General features: G+C 42.5%; 13 protein-coding genes. 10 read left to right on the forward strand and 3 right to left on the reverse strand.

Features of this window, described 5'->3' with window-relative positions:
* Nucleotides 1-279 precede the first annotated feature (279 nt).
* Nucleotides 280-897, reverse strand: a complete 618-nt coding sequence (locus ACT3QN_RS00305; protein WP_444522022.1) for a flavodoxin family protein — start codon at nucleotides 895-897, stop codon at nucleotides 280-282.
* A 697-nt stretch (nucleotides 898-1,594) separates the two neighbouring features.
* Here ACT3QN_RS00305 and ACT3QN_RS00310 point away from each other — a divergent pair.
* A complete protein-coding gene (locus ACT3QN_RS00310; protein WP_444522021.1) occupies nucleotides 1,595-2,851 on the forward strand; it encodes a YeeE/YedE family protein in 1,257 nt (418 codons plus the stop codon).
* A 218-nt stretch (nucleotides 2,852-3,069) separates the two neighbouring features.
* Here ACT3QN_RS00310 and ACT3QN_RS00315 read toward each other — a convergent pair whose 3' ends face one another.
* Both ACT3QN_RS00315 and ACT3QN_RS00320 read right to left on the reverse strand, forming a co-directional pair.
* A complete protein-coding gene (locus ACT3QN_RS00315; protein ID WP_444522020.1) occupies nucleotides 3,070-3,948 on the reverse strand; it encodes a polyphenol oxidase family protein in 879 nt (292 codons plus the stop codon).
* A 40-nt stretch (nucleotides 3,949-3,988) separates the two neighbouring features.
* Nucleotides 3,989-5,224, reverse strand: coding sequence for an RluA family pseudouridine synthase (locus ACT3QN_RS00320; protein ID WP_444522019.1), 1,236 nt, complete (start codon nucleotides 5,222-5,224; stop codon nucleotides 3,989-3,991).
* Between the two features lie 756 nt (nucleotides 5,225-5,980).
* On the opposite strand from ACT3QN_RS00320, the gene ACT3QN_RS00325 reads away from it, so the two are divergent.
* The 9 genes from ACT3QN_RS00325 to ACT3QN_RS00365 all read left to right on the forward strand — a co-directional run bounded on the left by ACT3QN_RS00325 (nucleotide 5,981) and on the right by ACT3QN_RS00365 (nucleotide 16,738).
* Nucleotides 5,981-7,168 carry an outer membrane protein assembly factor BamD gene (locus ACT3QN_RS00325; protein ID WP_444522018.1) on the forward strand — a complete coding sequence of 396 codons (1,188 nt, stop codon included), beginning with the start codon at nucleotides 5,981-5,983 and terminating at the stop codon, nucleotides 7,166-7,168.
* A 138-nt stretch (nucleotides 7,169-7,306) separates the two neighbouring features.
* Nucleotides 7,307-9,499 carry a DNA primase gene (locus tag ACT3QN_RS00330; protein WP_444522017.1) on the forward strand — a complete coding sequence of 731 codons (2,193 nt, stop codon included), beginning with the start codon at nucleotides 7,307-7,309 and terminating at the stop codon, nucleotides 9,497-9,499.
* Nucleotides 9,500-10,019: 520 nt separating this feature from the next.
* Complete coding sequence (gene rpoD, locus ACT3QN_RS00335) at nucleotides 10,020-11,945, forward strand: RNA polymerase sigma factor RpoD (RefSeq protein ID WP_444522016.1); 1,926 nt, start codon at nucleotides 10,020-10,022, stop codon at nucleotides 11,943-11,945.
* Nucleotides 11,946-12,286: 341 nt separating this feature from the next.
* Nucleotides 12,287-12,730, forward strand: coding sequence for a MarR family winged helix-turn-helix transcriptional regulator (locus tag ACT3QN_RS00340; protein WP_444519678.1), 444 nt, complete (start codon nucleotides 12,287-12,289; stop codon nucleotides 12,728-12,730).
* Between the two features lie 16 nt (nucleotides 12,731-12,746).
* On the forward strand, nucleotides 12,747-13,541 hold the full coding sequence (locus ACT3QN_RS00345) for a siderophore-interacting protein (RefSeq protein WP_444522015.1): 795 nt from the start codon (nucleotides 12,747-12,749) through the stop codon (nucleotides 13,539-13,541).
* A gap of 33 nt (nucleotides 13,542-13,574) precedes the next feature.
* Nucleotides 13,575-14,075: a DUF2798 domain-containing protein gene (locus ACT3QN_RS00350; protein ID WP_444522014.1), complete on the forward strand. Its 501-nt coding sequence runs from the start codon at nucleotides 13,575-13,577 to the stop codon at nucleotides 14,073-14,075.
* A 540-nt stretch (nucleotides 14,076-14,615) separates the two neighbouring features.
* Entirely contained in the window at nucleotides 14,616-14,924 is a 309-nt protein-coding gene (locus ACT3QN_RS00355) for an ArsR/SmtB family transcription factor (RefSeq protein WP_444519675.1), read from the forward strand.
* Nucleotides 14,925-15,249: 325 nt separating this feature from the next.
* Nucleotides 15,250-16,176, forward strand: coding sequence for a bestrophin family protein (locus tag ACT3QN_RS00360; RefSeq protein WP_444528710.1), 927 nt, complete (start codon nucleotides 15,250-15,252; stop codon nucleotides 16,174-16,176).
* A gap of 271 nt (nucleotides 16,177-16,447) precedes the next feature.
* Complete coding sequence (locus ACT3QN_RS00365; protein WP_444519844.1) at nucleotides 16,448-16,738, forward strand: YbeD family protein; 291 nt, start codon at nucleotides 16,448-16,450, stop codon at nucleotides 16,736-16,738.
* Nucleotides 16,739-16,964: the final 226 nt, after the last annotated feature.

Here is a 16,964-nt window from a genome sequence, read left to right on the forward strand (position 1 = left end):
TGTGACATGTCGTTGGGCCAAAATCGTTTTTGAGATATTACTATGAAGTCATTAGCGCTTACCTATTTGCTAGTAGCAACGATGCTATTAGGGGGCTGTCAATCGTTTCAATTTGTTGACAACCCTATTCCCGTAAACCCTGCTCCTACCAAGATTGTTGCTCAATAAACAGAGCTTTGGGCTTAACTGACTGATCGCTCAATACAAATTGCCATAAAAAAAGCAGACATCGATAATGTCTGCTTTTTCGTTTAATTACTCTGTTGGCTCTAGCTGTATTTAGCGCTTAGTATCAGCTGGTTGATGCTTAATAATCGTTTTGGCCAGATGATCGCCAAACCAAATAGCAGTATCAATATCACCAGAACCCGGTGTCTCTTCAGGTGGTCCATCAAGCGACTGAGTCATTAGACCTAAAAAGCTAGAGAGACGGTTCAAATCATGAGCCTCATGACCTGTCGGCATCAATGGCAGACCAATCCAATTCATACCATGCTGCATGGCATATAAAGAAATCTGCTGCAATACGGCAAGTTTATCACCACTCAGGCCGCCCGAATTGGCAAAAGCGGCTGCCCATTTACCTTCCCATTTGCGATGATACCAACGCTTAGATGTCTCATCCATAAACGTTTTAAATTCAGCCGTCACACTACCCATATATACGGCACTACCGAAAACCAGCAAATCTGCCTGATCTAAATAATCCCAATCAACCTCATACACATCGACAGCCTTAGCTTGCGCTTCTGGCAGCTGCTGATGCGCACCTTGTACTATCGCCTCAGCGACACGCTTGGTATGCCCATAATTACTATGGAAGATAACAGCAATTGAAACATTAGGCGTGTTGTCAGTAGATATCGAGGTGTCAGACGATTTAACAGGTGTATTCATACATACTCTAATAATAAATAATTGGTTGAATAATAAAACTTATAAGATACTTGATACTTAGCCACAATCTACAGCTAGTGACTCTATTTTCATCAATAAGTACTTGGCGATAGCTTAAATTCTCGAATTGTCAGGAACTATACTAGAATCAAGCAAAGTACTTCTAAGTCAATCTAATTGGCGAAATATCAATGATAAGGAAGCAAAAATATAATCTCTGTAGGACAGCGTATACATACCAGTATATATGCGATGAACTTCATTGAATTCAAGTCTATTGTATCAGACGTATTTTTCTTTTTAAGTTATTAATTAAAGTCTATCTAACAAAAGCACACATACTATTAAACTATTTTGTATAAATAGGTAGTTCCTATTAAACACTCAAGTAGCAAGAATTATCCTTCAATGATTTATAAATCTATAATTATCAGAACTATAAGTAGCTGTTAGTATCAGGTAACATATACATCAGTTCACTTATTCCATATAATCATATAATAATTCTATTTTTTCTAATCTCATTGTGTTTACATTAATGGCAATAGGATTATGATGTACGTTTCTTACTGCTTAACCATATTAGTCGAATTAGCAGAAGTATAGTTTTTACCTCGGCAAACCTGTGTAACCATACCCATATAAATTCTTATAAAAATGATATCTGATAACATCATCGGATAAGGAAGCTATTACCTTGACTACTACTCTCGTTCAACCTGTAAACGATACAAAAGATCCTATTATCAGAGATGATCTCGCATTAGATGCGCCTCAGAAACCCTTGATTATGGGAGGCGGCATCGTAGGAGTAATAGTGCTAGCGTATCTATTAGCCACTCAGCATATCTCTCAATCACTGTTACTTTGCATAGGTCTATTGTTAGGCTATACCCTGTTTCATGCCCGTTTTGGTTTTACGTCTGCCTTTAGACGTATGATGTCCGTGGGTAACGGTCAGGCAATGCGCTCCCATATGTTAATGCTAGCAGTTGCTGTCACGCTGTTTGCACCAATCCTTGCTTATGGCACGACGCTATTTGGCGGTCCTGTCGCAGGTTACGTTGCACCATTAGGAGTCAGTCTGGTCGTAGGCGCATTTGTATTCGGTATCGGTATGCAACTCGGTGGTGGCTGTGCCTCTGGTACGCTCTACGCGGTAGGCGGTGGACGTTCTGTTATGTTCATTACCTTTATTTTCTTCATAGTAGGCGCCACGATTGGTGCTTACCACTTGCCATTCTGGACAGAAGAGATGCCCGCTTATGCGCCTTTCTCTTTAGCAACCTCTACAGGGCTGGGTTATACAGGTGCATGGCTGGTGTCGCTTGCGATATTCGGCGCCATTGCATTGGTAACATTAGTTGTTGAGAAAAAAAGAAACGCACCTAAAATGGCGCCAGTGCCTTCTGAGTCTGGCTGGAAACGAATCTTTCGTGGTTCTTGGCCACTATTTGCTGCCGCAATCGTCTTGGCGTTACTTAACGGTCTGACATTACTCACACGTGGGCAACCATGGGGCATTACGTCGGCATTTACATTGTGGGGCTCTAAAATTGCAAGCGGCTTTGGCATGGACGTGGCTAGCTGGGGCTATTGGCAAGGCGCCAATGCAGCAGCGCTTGAAGCTTCTGTATTTGCAGATTCGACCACTGTATTGAATATCGGTATCATCATTGGCGCATTTATCGCCTCTGCTGCTGGTGGTTTGTTCAAATTTACTAAGATTACTGCAGGTAACTTTGCAGCATCAGTCATTGGCGGATTGATGATGGGATATGGTGCCCGTCTAGCATTTGGTTGTAATATCGGCGCTTACTTTGGTGGTATTGCTTCTTTTAGCTTACATGGCTATATTTGGGGCATACTGGCAATGGCAGGTACGTTCTTGGCACTGTATTTACGTCCTATATTTGGCTTATCAGTGCCAAAATCTAGCGACTCCGTTTGTTAATACAGACCTTGGGTTAGTACAGATTTAGCTCTCAAATAAAAAAACAGCAGAATAATCTGCTGTTTTTTTATTGTTTATCACTTCGTTTCCATCACTCATTATTATATAGTCAAAGAAATCTAAAACAGCTACAAGGCAGCCGACCGTAGATTGTACATATAGTACATCTAGGGAGGGTAACACCGTAGCGGTTTAGTAGTTCGCTGACTATAAAGCTGCTAACGACGAACGATGACCAGTGCCATCCGACCTGTGGAAGGTTGCTGCATATGAGTCTGGCGACGATACGAGTAATAGTGTGTATCTGCATAGCTACAGTCAACAGGTAAATTATTCATAACTGTAACCCCAGTAGCTTCTAACTGCATGGCAGCCAGCTTCGGTAAATCCAGCTTTATTTTGTCATCATGAGACGGTATAGAAAATAGCGACACAAAGTCATCGATATGTGGCTGTGGCAACGTCTGATTGGCTATACACCCAGCCAATAGCTTATCGCGAACGTCTGTGTTTACTTCATAGTTTTCCTGACTGATACACACTCCTATCCAAGCTTGAATAGGGCCTGAATCGGTAAATCGGTTGACAGTTTCTTGTATGATACCGCAGGCCAATCCTTGCCAGCCTGCATGAATCGCTGCGATTTTGCCACTGGTGGGCTGATATAAAACGACAGGTACACAATCTGCCGTCATGATTGCTAGACCGCGACCATTTTGTTGACTGACCATCGCATCAGCAGACACTGGCGCCATATTCAGCGTAGTAGCATCGACATCATGAATGTTTTTACCATGAACCTGACTGACCCAATGCAAACGATTGATAGCTGCATGCTGCTCGCTTTGTGCAGACTCATCTACTAGCTGCTCATTAATAGCAGCCAATAGACTCATACGGTTATCTAACACTTTCGGTGCATTATCATTGACATGGAGGCCTAGATTTAGCTCACCGTAATTTGACTGACCCTCAAACCCTGTACGCTGGTTTTTGGTAGCAGAATCATCAATATCATCATGCGTAAAAGCGGCCGTCTGAAAAATAGCCACATCATCAATTTTCGCAATCATTGTCATCGGGAACGTATTCATCATGGCTGCTCGATCTAACCTCTCATCTAGTAAACGTTAGCGTTTACTCTTCATAATAACCGTCGCTTAGCACTTCCATGAGTTTTTGCATATCTTCAGGTAGTGGCGTCGTGACTTCAATGTCCTCCCCTGTCGTCGGATGCACGAACCCTAGTGTATAGGCGTGCAATGCTTGGCGCGGAAAATTATTAATAGCTTGGCGCTGGGCTTCTGTCAATCCAGAGCGCAACTGACGACGGCCGCCATAGACGCGGTCACCGACTAATGGATAAGTAACATGACTTAGATGCACGCGAATTTGATGCGTACGTCCAGTCTCAAGCCCGACATCTAATAGGCAGTAATTTTCGTTTAATGGTGTGACATTTAGCAGATGCGTTACTGCTTCGCGACCGGCAGTCATCACCGTCATCTTAGTACGCTGGTTACGGTGGCGGCCAATCGGCGCGTCAATACGACGATGACGAGATAAGCTTGCCTGATCCCCTGCAACCACACACTTATAGTGACGATAAACAGACTTGTCTTTTAGCTGCTCCATCAATGCCATCTGAGCAGGTTTGGTTTTACCAATCAGTAGCAATCCAGAGGTGTCTTTATCAATACGGTGCACAAGACCTGCACGCGGTAAATGATGCTGCTGAGGATAATGGTATAACAATGCATTGACCAAAGTACCGTTTTGATTACCAGCGCCAGGATGAACCACCATACCGACAGGTTTATTGATTACCAATACATCATCATCCTCATAGACGACATCGATATCTATGTTTTCTGGCTGGTCTTCGCCATGCTGCTGTAACGTCGTTGATAGATGCAATACATCATCTGCTTTGACACGGACTTTTGGTTTTTGAACACTACCGTTGTAGAGCAAACTGCCGTCAGTAATCCAGTTCTGGAGTTGCACACGCGAAAAGTCTGAAAACGCTTGTGAGGCGACCTTATCAATACGCAGACCAGCCTGATCTTCTGTGACAACATGCGTCATTTCTACAATCACTGGTACAGCTTGACCCGCTACTGGCGCTTCATCGTCGTCACCGTCCATATCGCTGTCATCAATATCATTATCATCAATGTCGCTATCGTTCAGATCATTACCATCATCGATGAGCATCTCTTCATTATCAAGAGCATCATTATGCGCTTGCTCAGTTGTTATTGTTTGACTATCAGGTAGCTCATTATTGTTCAAAACATCATTTGGCATTGGTGACTCTTGTGCTGATGAATCAGTATCTAGCGATTGATTCGGTGATAAATGGGTAGTCATGGCATCATTATTCATAGCGGATTGGTATATTGATACATGGCAAAGTCCCTGACAGTATTCTGTGAGGTGACTTCGAAAATAGTATGATAAATAGCAGTATAAAAAATTGTCGTTTTTTGATTATAGTTTTTTGCCTACAAATGGTAGATAACAACCTTCAAGGTACAAAAAAGCGGAGACAATACCGCTCTAGTGTATCATGCCGCGCGCATAAGCCCTATAGAAGTGCGTTCTATATATTGATATTTGAGCATAACTTTGGGCGGTAAGACGCATCACTTAACTCTCTAGAACATGACATTGCTGTAATTTACTGTATATTTACTCATGCTAGCGACATTCGATATCGCTCGCAACAGCCGCTCATGTTAAACTGCCTATACAATATAGATGGCGAAAAAATAGACGTAGCAAATGTTATTCTATAAAGTATAGCCATATTTTGCTGTATGCTATGGCACTGTATACGAATGCCGTATTTAGATACAGTATGAAAATAGCACTGGAGTTTGTTGGCCGTATTTGCATTCAAACCGTTTGACTATGGTTAAATGCATGTAGTCTATGACTGGCTTATTATAAAAGCGCTATGTATCAAACCCAATCTATCAGTACAATACGTCATAACAAAAACTGCATTCGATAAAAAATTTTTGCTTGTGGATCGCTGACTATTTAGCGTCATTTTTTATCACTAACCTTTTATATAGCATGATAGCGCTGCTGCTATTATGCGCCTTGTGTCGGAGAAGAAGTATGCAAGCTGTTGGCAATACGTTTATCAAACTGTCCTCAATAACTCTACTAGCGCTTAGCGTCAATCTAGTGGGTTGCCAGACTTTTAAAAACCTAACTGGCGCCGAAGAGGGTGAGGCAATAGAAACAGCTGAAAAATCAGAGCAAGGATATTATAACGAGGCTGTCGACCAGATTGACAAAGGTCATTATATCCAAGGTATTGAAGAGCTGACCAATCTACGTACATTCTACCCGACAGGACAATACGCTGAGCAAGCTTTGCTTGACATGATGTATGCGCAGTACGAAGGCGGCAAATACGAGATGGCGGCGACAAGTGCTGAGCAGTTCATCCGTCTCTACCCGTCTAACCCACAAGTCAGTTACGCCTACTATGTACGCGGCGTCGCCAATATGGAAGGCTCATCTGAGAGCCTAAAACTATTTAAGCTTAACCAAGCTGAGCGTGATACTGCATATTTGCGTATTGCCTTTGCCAATTTCCAAGAACTTATCAATAAATATCCAAATAGCCCTTATGCACCTGATGCTGCTCAGCGTATGACGTTCATCTACAATCAGTTTGCTGAGAGCGAAATGAGCGCAGCCAATTGGTATATCGAGCGTGAAGCGTATGTAGCAGCGGTTAACCGTGCTAAATGGGTTTTCCAGTACTATCCGCTTAGTGAGTCAACGCCAGATGCGCTTGCAGTATTGGCTTATAGCCATGAAAAACTTGGTCTAACCGATTTGGCAAATGAGTACAAAACGCTGTTGCAGATCAACTACCCAGAAATGCTGACCAGCAATGGTAGTGTGAAGTTAAGCACCAAACGTGATCGTACTTGGCTTAATAAAATTACCTTTGGCAAACTTGGTCGTTCGAACACGACTGACAAATCAGTCGCATCTGGCGAGTATAATGGTGCAACCAAGACGCAGATGATTCGTAATGCAGCCCAGTTAAGACTAGCAGGGACAAACACGACGTCTGCCAATACTCCAGTCGCTAACGCCCCAGTAGCAAATAATGCTGCTACGGGAAATGGTGTTAGCTTAGGCTTAGGTCTGCCTGAAGCCTCAGCTGAGCGTGTGACCAGTCAATCAAGCACTGGCTCAACTGCAAGAGAAGCCAACGTCGATCCACAAAACACCAATCCAGTCAGACGTACTACCCTTCCTAACGATGATGTAGATAGTGAATAATTAGACAGTACTAATCGAGTAAAATAACACAGTCTGCTCTATCAATAATAAGGTCAACATTATGTTGGCCTTATTTTTCTAGCAGTATATTATTAGCTTTGCCCCAACATAATCGACCTATGGTAAACTGTTTTTTGTATGAGCATTCCTAACCATATTCTTGACCAATTAAATAGCCAAGCTGACCTGATCAGCATCATTGGCAAACATACGACGCTAAAACGCGCTGGTAGCGAATATAAAGGCTGCTGCCCTTTTCACGGTGAAAAATCGCCTTCTTTTTATGTCAATCCACAAAAAAATATTTACCACTGCTTTGGTTGTAGCGTGGGTGGCAATGCCATCAGCTTTCTGCGTGACTATGAGAATTTAACGTTCATTGAGGCGGTTAATGAACTATCAAAACAAACAGGCATCGAAGTACCAAAAGAAGAACAGCAAAACGTTAGTTATCAACGTCGCGCACCCAAACCTATGACTCCACCTGTACAAAATGTGCCTAGCCCAACGCTAGAACATAGTAGAGTCAATCAAGGCAACATACATAAAGGCAACCATCAAGACAATGGCGCTCAAAGTGCCCAAAATTACATAGACCAGCCAAGTCATGATGATAATCAGGGCTACGAGAATTTTCCGCCATTAGAGGCATATGATTCAGCGGCCTACGCGATGGATGCTTACCCTTCAGAAGCCTATTCCTCAGACTATTCAGCGATCCACGCAGATGACAGCGGCTACCCGCCAGCATGGCTAACCGATACGGATACCAACGCTGGTATGCATGATGCTCATGGTATTGAGCAAAGCGATGATAAAGATGGCAATCTATATGAGTTACTAGAGCAAATTCAGCAGTTTTATCAGCATAACTTGACCACGCATCCCCATGCCAAACATTACTTTTTATCACGCGGTATCACTGAAGATATCTTTGAGACTTTTGGTCTTGGCTACGCACCATTTGGCTGGCAACATCTTGAGCATCAATTCCCGCAGGATATTGAAGGACTAAAAGCTTTAGGACTGGTACGTCAATCAGAGTCTGGACGTGACTACGACCTATTGCGCGACCGAGTCATCTTTCCAATTCGTGATAACCAAGGCCGCACTATCGGTTTTGGTGGTCGAGCCCTCGATGACGAAGTAAAGCCTAAATATATCAACTCCTCAGACTCGCCCGTCTTTCATAAGCAGCATGTACTGTATGGCTATTATGAATCGCGTCAGCAGCGCGCCGACAGCTGGCTGGTGGTCGAAGGCTATATGGATGTGATCGCTCTTTATCAAGCAGGTATCTATGGGGCAATCGCCTCGATGGGTACAGCGATTAATGAGAGCCAAATATCACGATTACTGACACTTAACCCGACACTCACTTTGAGCTTTGATGGGGATAGTGCGGGACAAAAAGCCGCTTGGCGTACGCTCGAAGTGGCTCTGCCTGTATTGGCCGATGATAAAGAGCTGCGGTTTTTAACGCTACCTAACAATCATGATCCTGATACTTTTATTAAGAGTCAGGGTAGCGATGCCATGCGTGAGCAAATCGCTAATGCCATGCCGCTATCACAGTATATCTTTGCGTATTTGAGTGATCGTTATGACATGAGTCTGGCTGAAGGCAAAGCCAAACTTATGTCCCAAGTGCGCTCATTGACGACTGCCCTTCCCAAAGGCAGTAGCTTTCGCTATTTGCTCAACAATGACGTTTATCAAAAGCTGGGTGGCAGGCGCAGTCAAAATGTCGAGGCTAAAGACGCGCTGCTAGATTTTGATGGTGATATGACCATCAGTCAGCAATTGCAGCTTTGCTTTTTGTTTCAGCCTCGAACGTTAATCGACGACCCTATTGAGTCGATTTGGCAACAGTCAGGGATTAATGGCTTACACCTGCCTACTCATATTAAACAAAAAGCATCGCCTGATACTCTGCGCCCTCTTGCTTGGGAAGACTTGCAAGATGCGGCGCTGCTAGACATCGTAAGCACCATCAAGCTCTGTCTTAATTACCTACCAAAAGATGTTAACGCAGCGGCACATTTCATCTTATCGAATGTAAAACCTGCGACCCAAGATATGCTCAGCCGTAATTGGGGCGGATTTTATAAAGCATTAACCGCACGCAATATTTTGGGACTTGATGGCTTAATTGAAGAGTTAGTTAGTCAATTGCTTGAGCGCAATATGAAGAAAAAAATACAAGAATTGATACAGAATCCTGATCATATTAAGCTTGCGATAGTTCGTAAACAAACTCAATTATTAAATGATTGGCTGCGAGCGCAGCAGGCAGAGCAATCGGCACAAATGGTCACTGTGCAATCTTAATTTTTAATTTCAAATGTTGACCCTTTAAAAGTCTAGCAGCTGCCCCCACTATTAATGATTATGCCCAGTAGCATGAGTCACTCTCAAATCATTTGACTGATGGCAGATAATCAGTAAAAAATGGTTGATAGCTATCACTAGCTCGTGCTTGACGACTGTGGTCTGTGTTAAACTGTGCCGCTGTATATTGACAGCACTGCTTGGTGAATGATGGTGAGCATGCATCGTTAAGCACAAATTTTAGGTATTATTTTTACGTATCAATTTTTAGATACTATTTTAAGTATTAAATTCTTTTAAGTACTATATTGAAATTTAAGTTTTTTAGCTTTTCTAATTTTTAGCTGTTTTTCAGCATTGTTATTGTAGTGTTTTGAGCCTTTATTCATATCCACTCATTTTTGATATTATTGACAACCTCTACGCCATATTTTGATCAATCGACTGATAAGATCAACGCACCCAGCCAGCGATAGCGAGTCACAATATAAAAATGTCCGATGCAAGTAAGCGAGTATTTATGAACGATAAGTCAGTTTCCAAGTCCACATCTCAACTGGCCACCTTAATCCAAATGGGCAAAGAGCAAGGGTATCTTACCTATGCTGAGGTGAATGACCAGCTGCCCGACTCTATTACCGAAAGCGATCAGATCGAAGACATTGTGCAAATGCTGACCGATGTTGGTATCAAAATCTTTGAGGCAGCTCCTGATGCCGACGACATCTTGATGAACGATGACTCAAGTGATGACGATATGGCAGCAGACGAAGCAGCGGCAGTACTTGCCTCTGTTGAAACCGAGCCTGGTCGTACTACTGACCCTGTACGTATGTATATGCGTGAAATGGGTACGGTTGATCTACTGACCCGCGAAGGTGAGATTTACATTGCTAAACGTATCGAAGAAGGTATTCGTGATGTGCAGCATGCCATGTCTTACTGGCCTGGTACTGTACAGTTCGTTCTTGATGAATATCAAAAAGTACAAGATGGCGAAAAAAAGCTGTCTGATGTCATCACTGGTTTCTTAGATCCTGAAACCGAAGAAGACAAAATCGCTGCCCAAGAAGCGAAAGAGGCAGCAAGAGAAGAACGTGAACGTCTCAAAGAAGAAAAAGAAAACCCACCGGTTGTCAAAGCAAAAGTCAATGCTAAAGCAGCGCTCGAAGATGACGACGAAGATGACGACGCAGACGATGTTGAAGAAGAAGCTGAAGAAGAAACCAGCGGTCTCGATCCAGAAGAAGTTCGTTTACGTCTAGAAGAAATCGAACATCTATTTATCAAAGCTAAGCAAGCATTGCTAGACTATGGTCGTGGTAGTGTACAAGCGGATACAGCGTATGCCCTACTTGCTGAACGCTTTATGATGCTAAAATTGAACAATCGCTTGTCAGACCAAGTTATGGCCATCATGCATGATGTCTATGACGACGTACGTAAGCAAGAACGCCAAATCATGCGTTTGGTGATTCGCCGTGGTCGTATGCCGCGTGAAGAGTTCCGTAAGACCTTCCCAAGCAATGAAACCAACGTGGATTGGTTGATTGAACGCATCAAAGGCAAGCCTGCATTTGCTGGTACGCTAGAGAAAGTTACTGATGACGTTATCTTATTACAACGTCGTATCCGTGATTATGAGCAGCAGCTCGACATGAAAATCCACGACATGAAAGACGTGGCACGCCGTATGGCTGTCGGTGAAGCAAAAGCTCGCCGCGCGAAAAAAGAAATGGTTGAAGCTAACCTACGTCTGGTTATCTCTATCGCCAAAAAATATACCAACCGTGGCCTACAGTTCTTGGATCTAATCCAAGAAGGTAACATCGGTCTGATGAAAGCGGTTGATAAGTTTGAATATCGCCGTGGTTATAAATTCTCAACCTATGCAACATGGTGGATTCGTCAGGCGATTACCCGTTCTATCGCTGACCAAGCGCGTACCATTCGTATCCCTGTCCATATGATTGAGACAATCAATAAGATAAACCGTGTCTCACGTCAGTTGCTACAAGAAATGGGGCGCGAGCCAACGCCTGAGGAATTAGGCGAACGCTTAGAAATGGACGAAGTCAAGGTCCGTAAAGTGCTTAAGATTGCTAAAGAACCAATCTCTATGGAAACCCCTATCGGTGATGACGAAGACTCGCACCTAGGTGATTTCATCGAAGATGGTACGATCTCAAGCCCTGTCGATGATGCAACGTCTGCTGGCCTTCAAGAAGCCACTCGCGACGTACTGGGCAACCTGACTGAGCGTGAAGCACGTGTACTGAAAATGCGTTTCGGTATCGATATGCCAACAGACCATACGTTGGAAGAAGTCGGGAAGCAGTTCGATGTAACGCGTGAGCGTATCCGTCAGATCGAAGCAAAAGCACTGCGTAAGTTACGTCACCCATCACGTTCTGAGCACTTGCGTTCTTTCCTTGAAAATGACTAAATCTGGAAGAAGCTATTAGGTCTAGATATTAGGCTACAAATAATTGCTAATAATGAAAAAGCTGAGTCTATCTCAGCTTTTTTTGTGCTTGCTTCTTAATCCTAAAATTTATTAATCACATCTTTTTCTAATTACAAAGCTTCTTAAGCATAAAGCTTTCTAGCCATAAAATCCCTTGAGCCAAAAGCTTTTTGTTCAATGTGCTCCCTGTTTTCTTTACCTTCTCTCATTTAATACTATTTAACTATAGATAGGATCCTTTTCTCAAAAACTACTTTGTAGTTGACACTATCAACCTTATTCTATATAGTTGCTTCAATCAACTATATCTAAGAGTTTTTATGTCTAATAATTCATTGAGCGAAACACTACATCAGTTAATGCATACCTATACCAACTTGCTGCTAGAAGGCATTCGCCAACAGGGTGTTGAGTTGTCCGTGACCAATATCAGAACCTTAAAAGGCGTCTGCTATAACCCAAATAGTACTGCGCTATCTATCTCTAAACACATGCAGCGAGACAAAGCGCAAATCACCCGTGCCTTAAATGACCTTTTGGCGGCTGAGCTAATCTTGAAGACAGATAATCCACTTGATGGTCGCAGCCAATTACTACAGCTGACCCCTAAAGGTGAAGAAGTTATGACAAAGCTTGATGCAGCAGAAGAGTGGACAAGACAGCAATTAACAAAAGATTTGAGCCTCGTAGAGCTTGCGCTGTTTTTCCGTGTCAGTCGCACCATGATAGACAACGTTAGCAACAGCAAGACTACCGATAAATAAATAAGGACAGATCCATATGAATAACACAACAAATCAAAAACCAGTACGCGAAATTATGACCGTTGCTCACAAACAAATGATTACTCCGCACTACATCCGTATATACCTCACAGGCCAAGCAGATACTATTGCCAATATTGCGACCATGACTGTTGGCGCAAACAATAAAGTGCTTATCCCTGTCAATAAAGCTCAGTCAATTGACCTAAATGACAATACTACTTTCGTTGTCCGCACTTATACTCATCGCGGCGCTGATATAGCAAAGCAACAGATCTGGATTGATTTTGTCGCTCATGGTGACGAGGCACCCGCTTCAGGCTGGGCCACTCATGCTGAAGTTGGCGACGAGATTGGTGTCTTAATGAAGCCTAAAACCAAAGCCCTTTGTCCTAATGCAGATAACTTTCTACTGATTGGCGATGCCACAGCGATACCAGTGCTCGGCTCAATACTAGAAACCTTGCCTGCCAGTTCGACTGGACAATGCATCATCGAAGTACACGGTGCAGAAGATGAACAAGAGCTGTCGACAGCAGCCAATATCACCATGACATGGTTACATAACCCAGATCCAATGCAAGGCAGCCAATTAATCGACATAGTAAAATCTCTCGATTTACCAACTGCAGAGCAGAGCCGTTTTGCTTATATCGCTAGCGAATTCTCATCTGTCAAAGCCCTTCGTCATTACCTAAAAGTCGAGCAACAGTGGTCTAAGGATGAGTTATATGCCTTTTCTTATTGGAAAGCAGGTGTTGCAGAAGACCAGTCTGTAAGCGATCGACAGGCAGAAAAAAACACCGACTAACTAATCGCTCTTTATGATGATAGGAAAATAACTATGATGGCAAATTCCGAAACTCTGCTTATTGATGACGTTAAGAATGATGGCACTAAAAAAACACCGTTGCTCTACAAAGTGTTATTAATACTTGCCTTAATGACTGTCATAGGTGGTTTCTTAACAGGTGTTATGACCTATATGAATGTCGGATACTCCGATACATTTTTTATAGACTGGTCTAGATCGCTACTGGTGGCGTATGCGATCATGCCGATTGGCTTCTTACTGATGGGTCTGGTCACAAAATTTATTAATCACAAGCTACCTAATACCAAAGCGTACAAGCGCAATCTCATCACAGGTATATTGATGGCTTGTATAATGGAGTCTATGTTGGCCTTTAGTACTGCCTCAAAGACGATTGGTTTTGCTAATCAAACGGCATTTTTAAACGGTTGGTTAGAAGGGTTTCTAGTTGCATTACCAGTAGGATTGGCGTTAATGGTCATTGTCTCTATGACTATTAAACCAAAGATTGAGGCCTTTCTAAAAAGCTGAAATATCACGACCATGTTTATTAAATTTTTAGCACTCTACCGCGACGCTAACCATATTAATAAAAAAGCTTAATAAAATTGAAGAACGTAAAACAGCAAGGGCGTGTTGAATATTCAACACGCCCTTGTCATATCAGAAGCTTTCTCATACCATATTACTGCTCGGGATGTTGAGAATAACGTTTATTTAATAAGCAGGCCTTAACAACGTTTAATGTTAAATTCGACTTGAAACAGACTGCTTTACCAATCACATATTGATATTATTCGACAATATTCCGATGACTAGACAGTACAACTGCCATAATTAAGCTAATTTTGACTGTATAATCTACTGTCATATAAAAGTATAGTTCAGGAATGACCGATGTTTGCGCGCGGTGTCCTAACAGTAGTCATTTATTTTTATAAAATCAATGTATTAACACTATATAGACCTTACACTGCTTTCTTGTTTAGCACCATAATGAGCAAGCTAAGCACCTAGTGCTTATCTCTGACAGTTGTTGATTATTAACTAGGTATCGATATCAAATATTTTATGAATACAGAAAACATAATATCTGCACTTAACAACCCTATGCGTCGTCAAATCATAAAATGGTTGAAAGACAGATCAAATTTTCCAGCCTCATTACCAGAGCATGCTGATTTGGATGGTGTATGCGTCAGCTACATTCAAGAAAAGTCAGGACTGTCACAATCAACCATTTCAAACTATATGGGTGTGTTGAAAAAAGCAGGATTGGTTACTTCTGAACGCCATGGACAATGGACTTTTTATCAGCGTCACGAAGCCAATATCAAAGCCTTTCTTAACGAAGTTGAAAAAGAACTGCTAAAGCTTTAAAAATTTCTAATCATCTTTAGATTACTTCACTTTGCTATAACACATCTAAATATCTCAATATAACGATTAATTTCTTCAGTACCACGTCATCCAAACTGATGAAACTCTTTCTAGCTACCCCTTCCTTTTGACAACCTATTACTTTCTACTTCTTGCCAAGAATTTAACTATTTTGGCTATCCTTATTATCCAGCTTGAGTTATTACCCTATCCTTCTGTTTGAATAAATTTATAGACTTTTAGGCTTTACAGATTTCAATTCTATATTAGAATCATACCCTACAAATAATAGTGTATTTACACACAGCGTCGCTAGGGAACTCGCATGATTGTCCGGCAAACCCCAAACACCCTTAAGATATTTCTTACCCTACGCGGGTCAGTCATTCCGAAAGTCTATCCGCAAATTTTACTCATCGCTATTCTTAGTACAGTCATAACGGTTGTACAACATTGGCTCCCTGACTCTTTTCCTTATTATGGTATGGCGCCTTTTACCTTATTAGGGATTGCACTGTCGTTGTTTTTGGGGTTTCGGAATAATGCCAGCTACCAACGTTGGTGGGAGGCACGCGGACTATGGGGGCAATTGGTTTATGATTCTCGTAGCTTTACTCGTCAAGTGCTGTCTTTTGTAGACGATGATACTGAAGCTGGACGTGACGCTCAGCGCTCGATGATTCATCTGAACATTGCCTTTGCTCACGCTGTGCGCCACAGACTACGCGGTACCTCACCTTGGGAAGATGTCGAACCTTTTGTCGCAGCGACCCATCATGACAGTATGCGTCAAGCGAGAAACCTACCTGACTATCTAATGCGCCTGTTAGGTAAGCAGCTCGGTGATGTACGTCGTCAACAGTTGTCGTCGGAGCTGATGGTACAAAACATGGACGAGCGCTTGACGTCTATGACGATTGTCTTGGCAGCTTGCGAACGTATTCATTATACGCCACTGCCGTTTGCTTACATGCTATTGGTGCATCGTACGACTTACCTGTATTGCATTACCTTGCCTTTTGGTCTGGTGGCCTCGCTCGGTTGGGCAACGCCCCTCATTTGCGCTGTCATTGCGTATACCTTTTTCGGTTTAGACGCCCTTAGTGAAGAGCTAGAAGAGCCATTTGGTTTTGCGTCTAATCAGCTGCCACTGATGGCACTATCACGCACGATTGAAATCAACTTATTAGACGCTATGGGAGAGACGGACATCCCGCCTGAGATTGCACCTATCAACAGTTATTTACAGTAGCTGTTTGCGACAGAGAATGATAATAAGGGGCGAACCTTTCTGATCGAAGTCATTGCCGTATTCCAGCATTGCACTTGAATAATAAGGTCAGCACCACTATAAATAGCCAATAAATCTCTTAATTTAATAGCTAAATCTTAATAAAAGCGAGGCTCATATCATGAGTGATGATTCAAAAGACAACAACGATAACGTCGACAAAAGCGCAAATAGCCCAACCAGTAATAAACCTTCAGTTAAAGTCACTGACCTGACGCCAAATAGAGGTGCATTGGTAGGTAAAAAGACCGACATTCAAAACCCAGAGCTTTGGGAGTTCCCGATGAACTACCCTCTCAGCATCATCGGCCATGAAGGCGAGCGTGAGGGTTTGCTTAATGAGATAAAGCTCATCTTGGGTAGCCAGTTCCCTGACTTTGATTTGGCATCAATCGAAGTTAAACCCTCTAAAACGGGTCGTTTTCACTCGGCACGGGTCAATTTATACCTAACGGCTGCTGAGCAAGTGAATACGCTTTATGCCTCACTGGATAATGCAAAAACGGTTCGTATCGTTTTATAAGTCACATAGAACACTTTAACGACTTTTTAGTCCAAATCGTCACTCATTAGTAGTAACATATGGGTGGCGATTTTTTGTGGTTTGATGTACAATCTGCGCCCGCATTATTGCCGCCATGACTCCCATTATCAGCCGACAATAACCGAGAGAATGAAAAGCAAATCGTCACGAAATTTTTACAAAAATTTTATTATTGACCTCATTTGCGTCTAACCCTTATCCCATC

The organism is Psychrobacter sp. AOP7-C1-14, assembly GCF_052376135.1.
Taxonomy (GTDB): Bacteria; Pseudomonadota; Gammaproteobacteria; order Pseudomonadales; family Moraxellaceae; genus Psychrobacter.